Raw genomic sequence first — 18,569 nt, forward strand, 5'->3', positions numbered from 1 at the left:
AATGGACAGGTTATTCAGAAATATGGATTTTTTTGTTAACCCCAGTAAAATAAGGAACTACCGGGGTTGTGTTTTTAAATTTATATAATGAAAGTCTTATTAATAAATCCATCTGACGAAAGCTTCCATTGCTGCATAATGGGCTAATCCGAGTTCATGATATAAATCTGCAGTTTCTTTATTTCGGTCTTCGGCTCTTTGCCAAAATTCCCTGCTGTCTGAACCCTGAAAAACAACTCCGTCTTTTTGTGACTGGTGTTTGAAAATGCCTTTTCTCTTTTCCATAACCTGATCCGGACCCATTGGTACAGCCATTTCAATTTCATCAATTCCCCATTCCTGCCATGCACCTCTGTACAGCCAAACCCAGCAGTCATTCATAAAATCTTTTGCTTTCAAACGAGTTACAGCTTCAAAAACAGCATCCAGACAAACTTTGTGAGTGCCATGCGGATCTGCCAGATCTCCTGCAGCGTATATCTGATGCGGTTTTATTTTCTCAATCAGATCCATTGTAATTTGGATATCTGCTTCGCCTAAAGGTTTTTTCTCTATTGTACCGGTTTCATAAAACGGAAGTTCCATAAAATGAATCTGACTATCCGGAATTCCAACAAAATGACAAGTTGACTCAGCTTCTCCTTTTCGGATGAGTCCTTTAATATTTCGTACTTCCGGAATATCTATTTCACTGTTTTTTTTATTTTGAAGAAATCTCAATGATTTAGTATAAATATCATCTGCTTCAGCACTTTTAATTCCAAATCTCTCATTATAGTCACAAACAAAACCTGCAAAACGCAAGGCTTCATCATCTGCAACAGCAATATTTCCTGAAGTCTGATATCCTACGTGTACTTCATGTCCCTGCTCATGTAAGCGTTTAAAGGTTCCTCCCATGCTTATAATGTCATCATCTGGGTGCGGACTAAAAATAAGAACACGCTTTTTGGCAGGTTCTGCCCTTTCCGGTCTTTTGCTGTCATCTGCATTCGGTTTTCCGCCCGGCCATCCGGTAATGGTATTCTGAAGTTTATTGAAAATCTTTATGTTGATATCATAAGCTGGACCTAAATCAGCAAGCAAATCGCTCATTCCATTTTCGATATAATCGGCATCTGTCAGCATCAGAATTGGTTTTTTCAGGTGTAAAGCCAATCCTAAAACGGCCTTTCGAATAAGATTGTCTGTCCAGTTTACATTTTCAACCAGCCAAGGCGTATTGATGCGTGTTAATTTTGAAGCAGCAGCTTTATCCAGTACAAAAGTGGTATTGCTGTGTTCCTGTAAAAAAGAAGCCGGAACCAAATTGGTTACCGATCCTTCAACAGAAGCTTTTATAATATTTGATTTTCCTTCGCCCCACGCCAATAATATGACCCTTTTGGCTTCCATAATTTTCTTTACACCCAGAGTTATAGCGGTTCTTGGCGTATTATTCAAGCCCGAAAAATCATTGCTTGCCGCCACACGTGTAATGTGATCTAAGGCAACTAAACGAGTTTTTGAATTTTGTAGCGAACCAGATTCATTAAATCCAATATGACCATTTCCTCCAATTCCTAAAACCTGAAGGTCAATACCTCCCAGTGCTTCAATTTTGGTTTCGTAATTAGCACAATAATCCCCAATTGCTTCTTTTGATAAAGTACCATCCGGAATATGAATATTTTCAGGTAAGATATCGACATGATTGAATAATAATTCTTTCATGAAACGAACATAGCTGTTTATAGAATCGGGTTCCATAGGGTAATATTCATCCAGATTGAATGAAACTACATTTTTGAAACTCAATCCTTCTTCCTTATGAAGCCTAACTAGTTCTGCATATAAGCTTTTAGGACTCGATCCTGTTGCTAACCCTAATACACATAACTGATTTTGCGACTGCTTTTCTCTAATTAAACCCGCTATTTCATTGGCTACTGATTTAGAAGCTATCACTGAATTCTCATAAACTACAGTACCAATATTCTCAAATCGCTTTTCAAAACTTGTTGCTTTGTCTATACTGCTTTTTAACATTGCTTTATTTTTTATAATTAATAGTTAGTTTTTACTACTTTTAGTTGCTCACGCACCATTTTGTCTCCCATTCTTTTATAGATGCCCGTACTTTCGCTTCATCAAAAGGCGTGTTGTTAATGGCTGATTCTCGTTGTGCCTGGAAAAACATTTTCCATCTTGGCCAGTAAAAATCTTTGTACATTCCTTTCCATGCTCTTGAGGCATAATCATTTAGGTGTCCTTCTCCGCCCCAAAGCGTAATTAATGTTTTGGCATTTTTTACATATAATTTCGATTCTGCAGGAGTTGTTCCGTAATCTGATGCCGATTTTATCCAATTATTCAGGCTATTTAAAGGCTGGCCTGACATCATAGTATCTATATCCAACGCAGTTTTTTCTATTTTCTTCAATAATTCATCACCTTTTTTGATATCTTTTGATTCATAAGATTTTACGCATTCCATCAGCATTTCGTCGATAGAAAGGGAATAATAATGTCTTGAAGCATCTATTAGATCATAATTATAGAGATTCTTTTTATTGTAATTTTTAGCTTCTTTATTCAAAATATCTAAAGCTTGTTTCAGTTTCTCTTTATCTCCCGGATTGCCTTTGAATTCGGTTACTTTTAAGGTTGGCCTTTTAAAAAGCAAATAAGCTCCGGCCCAGTCATTCCACCATCGGGTTTCCCAGTATTTAGTGCTGTAAACAGATTCAAGTAATAATTGCCAGCCCTGAAAAACAGCATCGGATGTTTTTCCATATCTGGCATTCAGTTGTTTTTCGAGCCATTCGTTTATTGGTTGTTTTCCTTGTGTCCATGGAAGATCATAAATATATTCGTAAACTACAGAGTTGTTATTCAAACCTTCAGGCATAACACCATAACCTACGATATTTCCTTTTTTAGGGTTTTGCAATAAGCTGATAAGTTCATTTTTATAGAAATTCAAATCACCGTATACCGGATTTGATCCACCGTAATTATGTACATAGCCATAACTCCATTGTTTTCCGTAAAAGGCCTCTTGATTTTCCCATACTTTATATCTGTCGTTTGCATAATCCTGAACAATCATTCGGTCATTCGGAACTTTACTCAAGAAAGCTTTCGTGGCTTCTTTTGTCCAAAACTCTTTGTTATCGCCAAAAAGCCATCCCTGCATAACCCAGGTTGCTTTTGGAGAAGCCTCGTTGATGGCTTCGAAAATAGTTTTCCCATAATCTGCCAGTTCTTTATATTTATGTTCTTCAGAAACAGGCGGCGTTATTTCGTTAAAGGAATCGGCCAGAAAAAAATCAGATGGCCCGTATGTTTTGGTGTAGATTTCGATAAAACGTTTTCCTATTTCCTTAAATAAAGGATCATTAGGATCTAATAGATAAGTACTTTCAAATCCTCCGCCTGACCATGATTTTAATTCACTTATTTTTGAATTAGGATGTGATTCAGCAAAAGCTTTTGGTACATAACCACTAAAAGCAGGTACAACGGGATGCATACCCAGTTCTCTCATTCTTTGCAATAGCTTTTTTTGAATATCTTGCTTTTTATTTATCCATTCCTGAGGCAAGGGTCCGCCGAGACTGTTTATATTTCCCATTCGCTGCCATGGCAAAAATGCTGGTCCAGCAAAATGAGCCTGCAATTGGCTGTCTGTTAATCCGTACTCTTTCCACAGTTCCTGCCAGACTGCTTCCTGCCCTTCCAGAGCTGTAGGCAAATTAATTCCGTGAAGCGCCATCCAGTCAATTTCCTGTTCCCAGCGTTTCCAGTCCCACCAGGGTGTGGTATAACCAAAAGTACAGGCGTTTAGATACTTTCTGTATTTAAAAGGAGTCGATTGTTTTTTTGAATATTTTGGAAATACCTTAGGCAGGCTAATTCTATTGCCCTCCCAGCTTATTGAAACAGCACCGATATCTTTTAGAAAAGTATATGCTCCATAACAAATGGCAATATTTGAGGTTGCGTTAATCTTCACTTTATTGTCTGTTGTTTCTACCTCAAACGAATCTTGTCCCTGATTTTTGTTTTCAATAAGATGTAACTCAAATTCTTTTGCACGATTCCCGATGAGTCTTTCTATAACTGCCTGTGCACTTTTGGTATTGTCCAAACTTTGGCTATAGAGGTTGGATTTCAAAAAAAACAGCAGTGCAAAAAGCAGCATAACATTATTTAGTAAGGATTTGTAATTTTTAATTTCCATGCATTCACTTTTCATATCAATATATTTAGATTAACAACAACTTCTTAAAAATAGTTACATACAAAAGAGGGAGACTATGATAATCTCCCTTTTTCAAATCAACTTAAAAAACTAACTCAAAATTTACGCTCAATACTCCTTGTTTGAAATATTGGCATGAAACACTTAACAACTTCTCATCTCTCTTCCAAACCAGATGATTAACTTAGGATAAAATTACTGCTAAAGAATCTCTAAGAAATGGACGCATTATTCAAAACTATGGACATTTTATCCATTGTTATTTTAGTGATTAATTTGAAGTGATTAAAATAAAAAACTACAACTTTTTTAGGGGGTTGTAGTTCTGTTGTTAACAATATAAAAATGATTTCCAAACTATAAATTACATTTAAGTATGATTCTTTTTTTATTCAAAATTTATTAAACTTTTCATAGTAATTATCAAGCAATATGTCCCCCCCTTTCTGTGAGACTAATATTGTAAGTCCTGTTTCACAAAGTGCCTCTATCCTACAGCTTTCGTCTTTGGAGGATGCTAATTTTCCAATTTTTTCATCAAAGATGGCAATGGTTTCGATAGCATTTTTAACAATCTTTATTAATTGCTTAAAATCTTCCTGAGACAATCTGTTCTCCTGCACATAGTTTTCTAACCTGGCACCGCGTCTGTATTTTGGATATTCTTCCAGCCCCATAAAATTCTGCATCCACCATTTATCATAATATCCTATGGTTTTAACAATTCCAATATAATCTGCAATTAATTCATCGTGCAGGTTGTTTGAAGCATGCCCGTATCTTTTTAAGGTATATAAATGGGTTAATTCATGTTCCAGTCTGATCGAAACAGAATTTGAAATCCATATATCTTCATCTAAGCCAAGCTGCTTTGCAGATACATTACTATATGGTTTTGTACTCAGAATAATCAATCTGTCCTTGTATAAAGGTTTATTGAGTATTACGTTAGAAAATTCCTGATTCCAGTTTCCAAAAGGATTTTTTGCCAGCCATTGACTTTTTAGAATCTTAATTCTTTCCCAATTATTGATCCCATTTATCAATACAGCTCCCATTGATTGAGGGATTTCAACAGGATTATTTTTATGCAATAAGGATTGGATTATTTTAACGAAATCTTTTTCATTTGAAATTGTTAAAACAGGTATTCTACCTGCTGAACAAATAATATTTTCAAATTTGATGCTCTTAGAATTAGTTAATTCCAGACAAGAAGGTAAACTTGCCAAATCTATTTTGCCTTTAAAAACAAACTCTTTATATAACTCAGATTTATCTATTCCTGTTTCTATCGGGAAATTGAGCTGAGGGTAACATTTTTTTAATAAATCAAATACATTCCCGCTTGTATTGTTTTTAGAATAGTTATCCCAGAATTCAATACTTGATTCTTCTGAGTAGAGTGGTTTGTTATCGAACTTATTGAAAAGATATTCTTTAAGTGCATGAGACAAATTCAAAGAAAACTCCTGATTTATTTTTAAGGAAACTGAATTATCCATATTATGCAATCTGACGTTTAGCCAATTGTGTAAACAAACCATCCAGCTGCATTAATTCGTCATAAGTACCAGATTCCGTAATTTCTCCTTTATCCAAAACAAAAATGCGGTCTGCGTTTTTTATGGTACTCAGTCTGTGTGCAATAACAATTCGGGTAGCCTGAAGTTTGTCTAAACTTTCTGCTACTATATTTTGGGTTCTGTTATCAAGTGCACTTGTTGCTTCGTCCATGTAGAGTAGTCTTGGTTTATGTACAATAGCTCTCGCAATCATAAGCCTCTGCCTTTGTCCGCCTGAAAATGTACCTGCTCCCTCACTTATAAAGGTATGCAATTCCATTGGCATGGTTTTGATATCCTCCTCCATACCGGCCATTCGGGCTGCATCCCAGGCATCATCTAATGTCAGCTCTGAATTTCCAACAATATTCTGGTAAATACTTCCGGACATAAGAGCCCCATTTTGCAATACCACACCAATTTGTCTTCTTACCAACTCTTTGTTCATCGTGTCAAAAGTGTTACCATCATAAAAGATTGAGCCCATTTCAGGATGTTCAAATCCCAAGAGCAGTCTCATAATTGTCGATTTTCCTGAACCGGAAGCACCAACGAAAGCTACCATTTCTCCTGGCTTAATTTTGAAAGTAATGTTTTTTAAAATTAGAGGCTGATTTTCGTTGTATCGAAATGAAACCGAATTCATTTCAATTTCGCCGGCCAATTCACCAGGATCAATACTTTGTTCTACAGATTCAGTTTCTTCTTCTAAAATAGGTTTAACCCTTTCGTAAAGCGGAATAACATTAAGTGATGTTATAAATGCCATGCTTAACCGTAAGCTATCACTTAAAAATTTATTAAATGCCGTAATAAAAGCCATAAAGGCACCTACAGTAAGCATAGTAGTTATTTTATCAGCATTGAGAACCGTATAGTATATAAACGAAAAAAAGAAAATACTTGTAAAAAGCGGATACGAGCTATTAAAAACTTCTACAAAATTTTGATAACTGCCGGAACTGAATCCTAAGGTTTTTAATTTTGAAAATTTATCGGCCCAAAGAGCAAAAACTCTTTTTTCACCACCAGTAATCCTTATTTTACTGATTCCGGATAAAAATTCAAAAAGAAAGCCCTGAATTTCTCCCTGGTATTTAGAAACTTCCCTGTCGTATTTTAATTTTAAACATCCCATGGCAATCATGAATATCACGGCAACTAAAGCTAAACCTACCCCAACCCAGGCCAGTCCTGAATCGTAATAAAAAAGCAGTATCAGATTGACAAATGAAAACGCACCGCTCAATACAGCTGTCATCAATGTATTAGAGAGAATTTGCCGAATAGAATTAATACTGAGAACCCTGTTTGTAAGATCTCCTGCTGTATATTTTTTATAAAAAGTTACCGGCAGTCTTAATATGTAATCCATAACACCGGCCTGCAGGTTAATACTGGATTTTGATTCTACACGCATTTGCAACACCCCCTGAACCAGCTGAAGTCCGGCAGTGACCAAAGCAATTATAATCATAATGCTAAATACTTCAAAATGGATGGATCTGTCTGCTGTCGGGATAACATCGTCGAAAATGATTCCTGACAAAATTGGAATTAACAAACCTATCAAACTACCTGCAAAAGAAGCTAAAATCAATAGTTTTGCATCTTTTTTCACGCCGTTCATTGCAAAATTCAATACTTTTTTCATGGAATCCATTTTAATATTGAATCCCGAGAAAAACATATAGCCAATTGGCTCTAATTTTTCAGCAATATCTTTGTTTACAACTGATTCTGTTCCATCATTTAAATTTTTAATTAAATAAGTATCCGAGGTTTTTTGTATTAAAGCAACTGGCTCATTATTAGGTTTCAAAAAAGCCAGGAGATGCCCATTTTCTTCTTTCCACCAAACATCCCTTAAGATAATTTTCCGCACTCGTATCTTAGAACTTTTTGCAATAGCATACAACATATTATTGGCACTGTTTTGATTCGTTTCAATATGTTTGGGTTCTTCAAATTTAAATCCGGTTTGATCCCCTATTAACTGGCAGGTAGCATAAAGTATACTTTGCTTGTTTGCACTTTTAGATGAAACAAGAGGAATACTTTTTTTATTTCCTGAAACTATCGATTTTATTTTTTCAAGTGTATTTTTTAACTCATCTTCCTCATTTATAAGTTTATTATTCAAATGTGAATTTTCTAATAAACTGTTATTTTCTATATTTTGGCTAAGCTGATTATAAAAATAGGATTGCAGTTTTTCTAATGAAATTAAAAAATTAATTTCTTCTTCTATAACTTCGCTGGTGCTCAATATTTTTATTTCTGAATTACCGGATAAAGATTTAATCCATAATTTGTTGGATACCGGTATTGGATAGAGTGTTTCATCAGTTGAACTAGCATTCATCTCATCTGAAAAAACAGAAAGATTTCCTTTAATTAATCTTACCCAATTTATTCCATTTGAAGGATATGCAATTTTATTTTCGTTTAAAGAAAATTCAGTAAAATCATTTAAAGCTGTATAAACTCTCGGTGCATTTTTAAAACTTAATTCTGCTGATGTTTTTAAAATCCATTTATTGATCATGTTTTTCAAAAAGAAGCGATCGACATTCAGAAGATCACATTTTTGAATTGATAATAATTTAGCTTCGTTTGAAAAAACAACCAGTCTGATATTATCCGTACAGTTGTGGGGTAAAAAACTAAATAATAATTCTCCTTGCTTAGCAGAATAAAGATATTTTAAGGCAGATAAATACTCTCCCTGATCATCAACTTTAGTAAAAAAAACATTTACTTCACCTGAAATAATCATCCAGAAACGGTCTGTATCATCAAGAATAAATGGATTTTCTACACCTATATATATTTTCTCTTTCACTGACATAATCTTTAGATTTATTTAGTTTCTATCAAATGAGAATAAGCTCCATTTAGTTTTAATAATTCCTGATGAGAACCCCTCTCTACTATTTTTCCGTACTCCATCACAATTATTTCATCACAGTCTATAATGGTACTTAATCTGTGGGCAACAATAAGGCAGGTACATCCTCTTTTTTTTATATTATCCATTACTGTTTTTTCGGTTGTGGGATCTAAGGCACTGGTCGCTTCATCCATCACCAGAATAGTAGGATTGCCAGCTAAGGCTCTTGCAATTTCAATGCGCTGGCGTTGTCCGCCGCTAAAATTGGTTCCGCCTTCCATCACAGAACTGTCGTATCCATCATTTCGTGCAGCAATAACATCATGAATGACGGCATCACGAGCCGAATTTATAATGTGTTTTTCGGGAATCATGGAATCCCAGAAAGAGATATTCTCCTTAATCGTACCATTAAAAACGATTACATCCTGGTCTACAACTGCCAGTGAACTTGTTATAATATGTCGTGGAATATCGTTTCTATTTTTACCATCAAGTAAAATTTCTCCATTCCATGGATCATAAAGACCGGAAGCTATTTTCGCTATAGTCGATTTGCCGCTTCCAGAGCCTCCTACTAATGCTACTCTGCTTCCGGGTCTTAGTTTTAAATTGAAATTTTCAATTAATGCCGGCATAGTGGTGTTGTAACCAAATGTGACATTTTTCATTTCAAAATATCCAATTAATTTATTTTTATATTCTTCATAATGGGAATGCTGAACATTTTCATTTTGTTCTTTTTCCCTGAACTGATTATCGATTTCGTAGTTCAGCACATCATCAATCCTGTTCATATCACTTTCAGTTTCATGAAGCATTGTACCTACACTCACCAACTGATTCACCGGATTAATAAAATTTGACATTAAATAGGTAAAAGCAACCAGGGCACCTAAAGTCATTTGTCCATCCATTATCTGTAAAGCTCCTATCCCTAAAATTAAAGCATTTGTCAGCGATGTAATCAGACTGGGTAAAACGTTAAGCCTGATGGTTAGCCATCCTAATTCTTGCTGGGCATTCATTACTTTAGCTAAATATCCTATCCAGTTGGTAAAAAAATCATTTTCCCTTCCGGAGGCTTTGAGCGTTTCAATCATGCTAATTCCAGAGGTTGTAGTGCCCAGTAGTTTACCCGTTTCATTGCTTAGTCTTCTGCTTCCATCTTTTCTGGCAGTAGAAACATATCTTAAAATAATAATGTTCAGCCCTGCCATGCAAACTCCAATTAATGTCAGGGTCACATCATAAGAAAACATGAGCGTGGCATAAAACAGGACCGCAATAACGTTTAAGGCAGCATTCGCCAAATCACCACTTAGTAGTTTGGCTACCTTATCATTCAGCGAAACCCTGTTTCCAACTTCTCCGCTGTATCGCTGTGTAAAAAAGGCAATAGGAAGATGAAAAACATGCCACAGAAATTTACTGGAAGTCACTAAAGCCAGTTTGGTTTCTAATTTGAGTAAGAAATATTGCTGAAGGTAAACCAGAACAGAATTGATAATCAGTATTGCACCCATTATCAAAAGCAGCGGCATCACAAATCCCGAAAAATTGTTTATGAGATATTTGTCTATAAAAACCTTAAGAAAGGACGGAATTACCAAACCCGGAATTACTAAAAATAAACTGGCTAAAATAATATAAGAAATACTTAATTTAGAATTTGTTATCCTGGAGAGCAAAGAAGACATCAATCCTCTTTTTTCATTTCCTTTTTCAAATGATGCATTAGTTTCAAAAGTTAAAACAACGCCTGTGTAGCAATCATCAAATTCCTCATGAGTTACTGAATATCTTCCTTGTGCCGGATCGCTTAAATATACTTTGTTTTTAGTAAAACCTTCTAAAACCAGGAAATGATTAAAATTCCAAAAAATAATGGCTGGTGTTTTAATCTGCATTAGTTTTTCAATAGACTTTGCATAACCTTTTCCTTCCAGTCCAAACTCTTTGGCTGCTTTTAGAATATTAGTGGCTTTTAACCCATCTCTCGAAACCCCACAGGATATTCTTAGTTTCTCCAAAGGAACAAACTTGCCAAAATGACCTAAAATAATACTAAGGGCCGCAGCACCGCACTCTACACTTTCCATCTGCAAAACAGTTGGAACCTTAACGGGTCTGGCTTGTTTTTCAATAACTAAGGTGGCACTATTTCCCATTTGTCTGTATTAATATAAATCGAAAAATTTCTTGAATGCAGGTACAACGATCGTTACCGGAGGTTCTTCTTTAATGGTTACTTTTCCCATACATGAAGTACCTTCTTTAATAAAAACATCAGGTCCTTTTGCCGAAGTCCATTTAAATCCGCTGTAAGATTCAGGATCGCTTTCAAAATCTACATGCACTTCAAACAATGTTCCTGAAGCCAAAAGACTTTTTGCCAGCTGATCATTTTTAACAGAGGTCAGCATACCCTGCTGTGTTACAGGAAAGTCTGAAACATACGTTACTTTTCCTTTTATAAAACCATATTCCTGCGGCTGTACAGTTGAAGGAACAACCAATGCCTCCATTCCTTTTTTAATTTTTTTTCCATCCTGTGACGGAATGTACAGTACACCTTTTAATTGTGAGTGTTTTGTTTTGTACAGATTCTTAAGTTTAAACAATGGGGTTCCCGCACCTACAACAACTCCCGCATCTGTTAAAACTTCTACTACTTCTCCGTCATACGGACTTTTTATATTTCTTTGATTATCATAACGTTCGGTTAAAAATTGCAAATTCCTTTCGGCCTCTGCGATTCTCTGTTTTTGCAGAGTAACTTTCTGTTGCAGGTCAAAACCTAAGTCATGCTGCTGGTTTGAAGTTTCTGCTTTTTGCCCTTTAAGTCTTTCTATGGTATTTTTCGAAGCTTCAATTTGCTGTTTTGTATTTGCAACTTCAGATTTTGTTATCAAACCTTTACTAAGAAGACCGTTTTCAGATTCAAGCTGATTGTTTAAAAACAATAATTTCTTTTTCTCTGATTCGATTTCTCCCTGGATACTCACACGCGTTTGCTTAATTAATTCGCCTTGCAAGTGTGTTCCCTGATTTCCATAAGAAGATAATTTACCCATTTCGAACTTTCGGTCTGAAACGACTGCTTTTGCATCTTCCACCTGCTGAAGCAGTTCTGGTTGTTTTATAGTAGCGATTACATCCCCTTTTTTTACTTTTTTGCCTATAGCTACCTTTAATTCTACTAATTGCCCTTGTGATGTAGCCACAACTTCATGAACTTCACCTCCCAGAACAACACCAATTACATCTAATTTTGTTTTTACTGTTCCTGCAAATGACCAGACAACGCCCGTAAATAATGCCAATGCAACTGTAGTGAGTGCGATCCAGGCTTTTGGTCCTGTGACTTTGATTAACTGATCTAACTTTTCTGGAGTAGAAAGTTTTTCTAATGCTGATTTTCTGAAAAAACTTGCTGACATGATTTCCGGTTTTTTATTAATTTATATTAGGCACAGTATAAAAGGCATTCTGGATTACATTAAAATCAAGGTTTTCTTTAGCAACAAGAGTTCCTGTTTCATGTCTGAGGCTGATGATTGCATTTGAAAACTGCTGTTCGGCATTCAGATATTCCAGTTCTGAATACGTATATCTTTCCTGAAACTGCATTAAATTAAAAAGAGTTGTTAAACCCATTTGAAATTTGATTTGTTCGTTATTAAAAGCCTCCTGATAAAATGCCATTGATTCTTTTGCTTTTTCAAGAATCATAACACTATTACTTAAATTATTAGTAGCAATATTTATATTTAATTCAATGTTTCTCTGAAGATTGTCTCTTATTACCTGCTGATCTTTTACTGCGATTTTACTAATCGAATAATTCCCTTTAGCTACATTATTATTTAAAGGAAACATAAAAGTTAATTTTGCTCCTCCCCCAACATCCTGCCCCTGATTGTTTACAAATGAAGATAAAGTTTTATCCATTCCATTACCATTACTGGTACTTCCATAATAGACAAATCCGGTCAGATCCAGTTGAGGTTTCAGGTTGTTTTCTGCTAATTGATATTGAAGTTCTACAGCTTCAGAAATCTTTTTTATGGCTTTTAAATCTCCCCTGTTTTCCTGTGCAGCTTTAATAAATGTATTTTTATTACTATTTCCGCTGAAACCGCTTTTTGCAACTTCCGGAAAATCATTAGCCGGAACATCTAACAATTGGCTTTCTTCTTCAGACAACCCGATAGCCCTTCCCAGATTTAACCTTGCGTTGTATAGATTTTGCCTTGCAACTGTGGTTAATCTTTCCTGATTGGTCAAATCTGCATTAATCTGAGCCAGATCACCCTGAGGTTTTTTATCTGCTTTAACCAGCTCATTTGTCATTTCTAAAAGGTTTCGCACCCTGGTTTCATTCTGAATATAAACATCTAAACTTTTAAATGCTGTATAATAGCTCCAATATGCTAATCCTATCTGTAAAATTTCATATGAATTGGTAAATTCATAATCAAAATTGTTTTTCTCAATATAAAGATTCGAAATTCTTTCTCCTGTTGTTGCAATTCTTTTTCCCCTTCCTCTTAAAAGAGGCTGCGTTAATGAAAAATTTACAACTCCGGTATGGTTGCCATAAAAAGGCCCAACATATTCATTAAAATTATTAAACGGAAAATTGCTGTCTTTATAAAGATATCTAAGGCTTACTTCTGCTATTTGTGACGTTCGGAATTTCTTTAACAAGTTGGCCGCAAATTCAACTGAATTCGATTTTAAAGGACTGTCAATAAATTCATTTCTGGGATCAGCATCATAAAGATTATACCTGCTTTTTTGATAAATAGCCTCTGAATTCAGATTATAATCAAATGTACCAGCCTGAACCTGAACGCCTGCTTCGGCATTTTGTACAGCGTAATAAGTGCTTTTAATATTTGGATTTTTATTAAATGCAATACTTGAAATTTCAATTAAATCACATTTAATTTTAGTCTGACTGTATAGGTCATTAAAAATAACAACCAATACTAAAAAAAAGAAATAGTAAGCCCTCATTAAATTTTGATCTTATGATTTATACCTTCGATTATGCCTGCGAAAAACTATTTAAAATTTGTCCAAATCGGGATCCGGCCTGAGCAACCCCGTCTAAAATTTTTGTGTCTATCAAGTCTTCTTCTTCCGGTACACCATATCCTAACTGATCTGTTGTTTTTCTTAGTCTGTTAGACAGAAATAAGGCTAATGCGTAATAAAAATTAGCTCTGAAATCAGGATTAGTTGAAAGTCTTAATTCAATAACCTGTCTGGAAATCTTATATACTGTTGATGCTTTTTTTGTGATTACAGAAACAGATGGAGGTCTTGTTTCCAGAAAAGACATTTCTCCTACAACTTCTCCCGATCCTAAAGTCGCAATATCCTCTTTATCTCCATTTTCTGCACATACAGATAACTGACCGGATAATATTATGTACAAACTGTCGATAAAGTTGCCTTTTTGAATCAGTTTTTCACCAATTCCTAATTCTATTTTTTGGCCATTCTGAATCATCCATTCTACATCTCTGCTATTTAACTGGCCTAAGAAAAAAAGTGCTCGTTTCATAATGTATTTTTTAAGGTTATACTAATTTATTTTAATCCGTACTGTTGATTATGACAAAAAATCTGATATATCTGACACTAAAATTTATTTATGCATTCTTCTTAAAGAATCATATAAGCTTTCATAGTCAGTAATTACAGAACCTTTTGAGCCCCCGCTTACGGTATCTAACTTTTTTTCATCTAATTCAACATCTTTAATCTGCGGTTTTACCGGAATATTTATGTATATGTATTCCGGATTAGACTGGTCAGCTACCATTATTTTTTTTCCTGCTGGCAGACTTCTTCCAAAAAACTTTTCCAGTGTTTCTTCAGGATTTGCAATTAGTGACTCTTTAAAATCATCATTTTCCCAGGCCTCTGTAATAATCCTGAAAAAAACATCCTGACCCTTTTTTTGTTCTTCTGTTAGTATCATTTTTTCTCACTTTTAAATTTTTATTTATGCTGATAGTTATCTGCTTTACATTTTCATCTTAAAGAATTTATTAACTCTTTAGGTGAAATATCATATTGGCTTGAAAACAATTTTGAGAAATAATGTACATCATTGTATCCCACAGAATAAGCTACTTGTGAAATCGAATTTTGAATATAATTATCAATCAGATGCTTCGCTTTGTGTAATCGCAGTATGCGTATGTATTTATTAGGTGTCAAATGAACCAAATTGGCTATTTTTCTGTGCAATTGTCTTTCACTAACTGCCATTTTATATGATAGTTCATACAAGTTCATATCATTTTGATTAATTGAACTGTAAATTTCTTTTTCTAAATTTATAAGCCAGTCCTGATCTAACTTTGTAACTTTTTGCGGATTTATTTTGTCCAGGCACAAACTCTGAACATTTTTATTGGATTCATAGATTTCAAAAATATCAGGACGACCCTGAATTGTCAGGCTCACAGATTTTGATTTGATTTCTTTTAAAATTTCCTCCATGATATCATTTATCTGTTTGCTGCTTGAAAATATAATCTCATTTTGAACTTTATTATCAACAATATCATCAGGTTTAATTGCTGTAATTATAGTTTCCAATGGATTCTTAATATTTTGAACAATCTGATTCAGAACATCTGGAGAAGACCAATCGATTGTAGTGCTTTTTGTGATTTGATTTATCATTTTAATGGAAATTAATTTGTTAGTCAACATTTTTTAACAATCCGCTCTGACAAGTCATTTTGCTAATTTTAATCTGCATTTACATACAGTAAAGAAATATTTTAAATATTACGCTTTATACACATGTTCTGTATTATCAAATATCTGGCTCGAAATTTCATCTACATATTGTGCTGTTACCAAATACTTGTTATTATAATAAAACTCTTTTAGTCCTTCATAACTCATTGCTATTGGAATCGTTTCAGAACCTAAATAATTTACTGATGCCCCTATGATATCTGTTTTTATTCCAAGCAGATTCATAATTCTTAGTAACTTACTGTCACATTCCGCCAGGGCAACCCCGTTTTTTTGTTCGCATATTGGAGCGATAGCACATACCATTAACCTTTTGAATAATGTTCTGTCCTGACTATTTTTTCTGGTCGCAAATCTGCCTATATGCCAAACTGAAGATAATTTTTCCGAATAGTTTAAAACACTTAATGGATCTATATCAAAAATTTTCTGAATAGGAAGCCTGACTTTATAGTCCCACTTAATCACCCGTATAGATCCCTGTATATTTCCTGAGAAGTCTTTAGCAACAAAAATTTCAGAATCCTTAAAATAATTTAATTCTTCATCATACACTTCCTGAGTGTCGTTTACAAGTTCCGTTGTAGTTACATCTTCGCAATGATGACTGAAATTTTCTTCAACTACAAACTTTGCTAATTCAGTAAGCTGATCTAATTCTAATCTTTCTAAATAACTTTGTGTAATAATCATGGCTACTTGGTTTTATAACAAAGCTAATTTTGATATATACTATTTTCACTACACCAAATAGTAGTATTTATCTGTAAATCAATAAACTACACTTTTGTGTAGGATTCCGGTGATGTTCAGGCTAAAAGATGTCTTTTCTATAAAATAAAACTTAACCAGATTTAATTTTGTTGCCTTCATTGAAGAAATTTTAACGAAACCGTTTTACAACCTGGATTTATAAAAATTTACATGATTTTTTTTTAAGATTTAATTATCTGTAAATCAGTTAAAATCATATTTTTTTTTCAAACAACCATCTCATATATTTTTCATTTGACAAAAATCCATTTCAGATATGTAATTATTTTCATACATAATAAAAAACAATTAAATTTGAGTAAAACAAGATATGATGAATGCAGCAGATTTAAATTCATTTTTTGATTCGAGAAATACAATACATGGGCTAACAGACGAAGAAAAACTCAAAAGATTAGAATATTTAGAACCCATTAAAGCTTTTTCCAGAGCTACTTATACCAGTATTTATGTTATTGATTACGTAAAACAGGGGTTTGAATTTGTTTCTGATAATCCGTTGTTTTTATGTGGTAATACAGCTGAAGAGGTATTGGAAATGGGGTATGCATTTTATTTCAAACATGTTCCGGAAGCCGACTTAGAATTATTACTGAAAATTAATTCTGCCGGTTTTGATTTTTACGAAAAACTACCCATTACTGAAAGAACACAATATACCATAACTTATGATTTTCATTTAAAAAATAAAGAGGGAAAAGTTATTTTAATAAACCAAAAGCTTACCCCCGTTTTTTTAACTGATACCGGGAAAATATGGAAAGCGATATGTATTATTTCCTTATCATCTGAACGAAGATCCGGTAACGTTAAAATCTACAAAAACGGCGTGAATAAAGTGTATAACTACAATCTAAATAAGGGCTTTTGGGAAGATGCTGAAAAAACATCTTTATCAAAAAGAGAAAAAGAGATTTTGCAGCTTTCAACCAGAGGGTTTACTATAAATGAAATAGCAAATGAAATATTTGTTTCACCAGATACAGTAAAATTTCACAGAAGAAAATTATTTGAGAAATTAGAAGTAACAAATATTTCAGAAGCAATTGTTTATGCTACTAATAATAAACTAATTTAAAAACAACGTTTTATGGCTATATCATTATAAATTTAATATTTATGCTAATGCATATTGGATAACATTTTCTATTTTAAAGTTTGCCATAGTTTCATTTATTTCAGTTCTAAGTTTATCCATTTTTTCATAATTTATTAATGTGTTTTTTTCGAATCTATCTACCATATCAATAAAAATATTCCAATACTCAGAATGATCATCTGGATGTGGAATATGACCTGAGACACCAAGTTCCTCAAGCCTTAGAGCGATGTCTTCGCGGTCGTAACATTGTGTCCCTATTGTGATAGAAGGTACTCTGTTCATAATGGGATAATGGTACATTCCTGAGCCACATTGATGAATCACTAAACTTGAGATACTACATATATAATGCAGCGGAAGTAATTTATTATAAAAAATTTCCTGACTGTAAGTTTCGTTTATTTTGCAGTTAGTAGTCGTTATAACAGCATAGTTGCGCTTAACAAAGAACTCTGTATATTTTTCTATAGGTGTTTTGTCTATTGTTCCTGTAGTAATAAAAACAATGGGTTTGTTTTTATTAAAGCTTAAAAATGACTCTAATTTATCAGATAAATTTTTTGATGGTCTGTCCATCACAACGAGAGGACCTGAATAAAAATAAGATTCCTTATTTTCTATGTTTTCAGGTAAGCACTCAATTGTAGGTATTCCTGGGATAATTTTAGCTTTGGGTTTTGAGTATTGCTGCAAAAAAGATAAATCTTGATTAGTATCCTTAATAGTTGAGGAAGTATACGCAGAAAAACTTTCTGACTTATCAATGTTGCCTCCTTTTTGCAAAGAATGTACATGTTTAGGATTTCTGAAACGTTTATCAATTGATCTGAAATTTCCGGTACGCTGTATGGAAATTCGCGGCAAATGATTCTTTTCGGCAATTAAAGGCGTAAAAAAAGCGGTGTCCTCTATGATTAATGATGGCTTAACTATTTTGTAAGCCTCATGTTCCATTTCTATTATACGCTGTTTTAATTTTGAATAATCATTAGAAATCCAAAGATTTTCATCAAAAGCATAATTAACCGGTACACATTTTATTCCCTGAAGGAGGAGAAAATTTTGTGAATTACTATTAACCAAAAACTGATTATTGATATCTGTATTGCTTCTTAAATACTTTTGTTGTAAAACATACAAAGGAATTAAGTGAGAAAGTCCTCCCGTAATATAAGGTATAGTTAAAATATTCATAAG

General features: G+C 33.8%; 13 protein-coding genes. 1 reads left to right on the top strand and 12 read right to left on the bottom strand.

Annotation, left to right across the window (positions count from 1 at the left end):
- Positions 1-99 precede the first annotated feature (99 nt).
- The 11 genes from nagB to GXM16_RS05460 all read right to left on the bottom strand — a co-directional run bounded on the left by nagB (position 100) and on the right by GXM16_RS05460 (position 16,189).
- A complete protein-coding gene (gene nagB / locus GXM16_RS05410; RefSeq protein WP_163393386.1) occupies positions 100-2,028 on the bottom strand; it encodes a glucosamine-6-phosphate deaminase in 1,929 nt (642 codons plus the stop codon).
- A 40-nt stretch (positions 2,029-2,068) separates the two neighbouring features.
- On the bottom strand, positions 2,069-4,240 hold the full coding sequence (locus tag GXM16_RS05415) for an alpha-N-acetylglucosaminidase (protein WP_163393387.1): 2,172 nt from the start codon (positions 4,238-4,240) through the stop codon (positions 2,069-2,071).
- A 398-nt stretch (positions 4,241-4,638) separates the two neighbouring features.
- Complete coding sequence (locus tag GXM16_RS05420; RefSeq protein ID WP_163393388.1) at positions 4,639-5,751, bottom strand: DUF7005 family protein; 1,113 nt, start codon at positions 5,749-5,751, stop codon at positions 4,639-4,641.
- A gap of 1 nt (position 5,752) precedes the next feature.
- Positions 5,753-8,656: an NHLP bacteriocin export ABC transporter permease/ATPase subunit gene (locus tag GXM16_RS05425; protein WP_208797372.1), complete on the bottom strand. Its 2,904-nt coding sequence runs from the start codon at positions 8,654-8,656 to the stop codon at positions 5,753-5,755.
- A 17-nt stretch (positions 8,657-8,673) separates the two neighbouring features.
- Positions 8,674-10,875, bottom strand: coding sequence for an NHLP family bacteriocin export ABC transporter peptidase/permease/ATPase subunit (locus tag GXM16_RS05430; protein WP_163393389.1), 2,202 nt, complete (start codon positions 10,873-10,875; stop codon positions 8,674-8,676).
- A 9-nt stretch (positions 10,876-10,884) separates the two neighbouring features.
- Positions 10,885-12,147, bottom strand: a complete 1,263-nt coding sequence (locus GXM16_RS05435; protein WP_163393390.1) for an NHLP bacteriocin system secretion protein — start codon at positions 12,145-12,147, stop codon at positions 10,885-10,887.
- A gap of 16 nt (positions 12,148-12,163) precedes the next feature.
- Complete coding sequence (locus GXM16_RS05440) at positions 12,164-13,729, bottom strand: TolC family protein (protein WP_163393391.1); 1,566 nt, start codon at positions 13,727-13,729, stop codon at positions 12,164-12,166.
- A 31-nt stretch (positions 13,730-13,760) separates the two neighbouring features.
- The gene (locus GXM16_RS05445; protein ID WP_163393392.1) at positions 13,761-14,282 is read right to left on the bottom strand and encodes a cyclic nucleotide-binding domain-containing protein; all 522 of its coding nucleotides are present in this window, start codon (positions 14,280-14,282) and stop codon (positions 13,761-13,763) included.
- A gap of 84 nt (positions 14,283-14,366) precedes the next feature.
- On the bottom strand, positions 14,367-14,702 hold the full coding sequence (locus GXM16_RS05450; RefSeq protein ID WP_163393393.1) for an NHLP leader peptide family RiPP precursor: 336 nt from the start codon (positions 14,700-14,702) through the stop codon (positions 14,367-14,369).
- A 53-nt stretch (positions 14,703-14,755) separates the two neighbouring features.
- Positions 14,756-15,415, bottom strand: coding sequence for a helix-turn-helix domain-containing protein (locus tag GXM16_RS05455; protein WP_163393394.1), 660 nt, complete (start codon positions 15,413-15,415; stop codon positions 14,756-14,758).
- Between the two features lie 108 nt (positions 15,416-15,523).
- Positions 15,524-16,189: a hypothetical protein gene (locus tag GXM16_RS05460; protein WP_163393395.1), complete on the bottom strand. Its 666-nt coding sequence runs from the start codon at positions 16,187-16,189 to the stop codon at positions 15,524-15,526.
- A gap of 391 nt (positions 16,190-16,580) precedes the next feature.
- Here GXM16_RS05460 and GXM16_RS05465 point away from each other — a divergent pair, with 391 nt between their 5' ends.
- On the top strand, positions 16,581-17,348 hold the full coding sequence (locus GXM16_RS05465; RefSeq protein WP_229684247.1) for a response regulator transcription factor: 768 nt from the start codon (positions 16,581-16,583) through the stop codon (positions 17,346-17,348).
- A 39-nt stretch (positions 17,349-17,387) separates the two neighbouring features.
- On the opposite strand, the gene GXM16_RS05470 is transcribed toward GXM16_RS05465, so the two are convergent.
- Positions 17,388-18,566: a glycosyltransferase family protein gene (locus GXM16_RS05470; protein ID WP_163393396.1), complete on the bottom strand. Its 1,179-nt coding sequence runs from the start codon at positions 18,564-18,566 to the stop codon at positions 17,388-17,390.
- Between the last annotated feature and the right edge of the window lie 3 nt (positions 18,567-18,569).

It is taken from the genome of Flavobacterium limi, from assembly GCF_010645075.1.
In the GTDB taxonomy this organism is placed as follows: Bacteria; Bacteroidota; Bacteroidia; order Flavobacteriales; family Flavobacteriaceae; genus Flavobacterium; species Flavobacterium limi.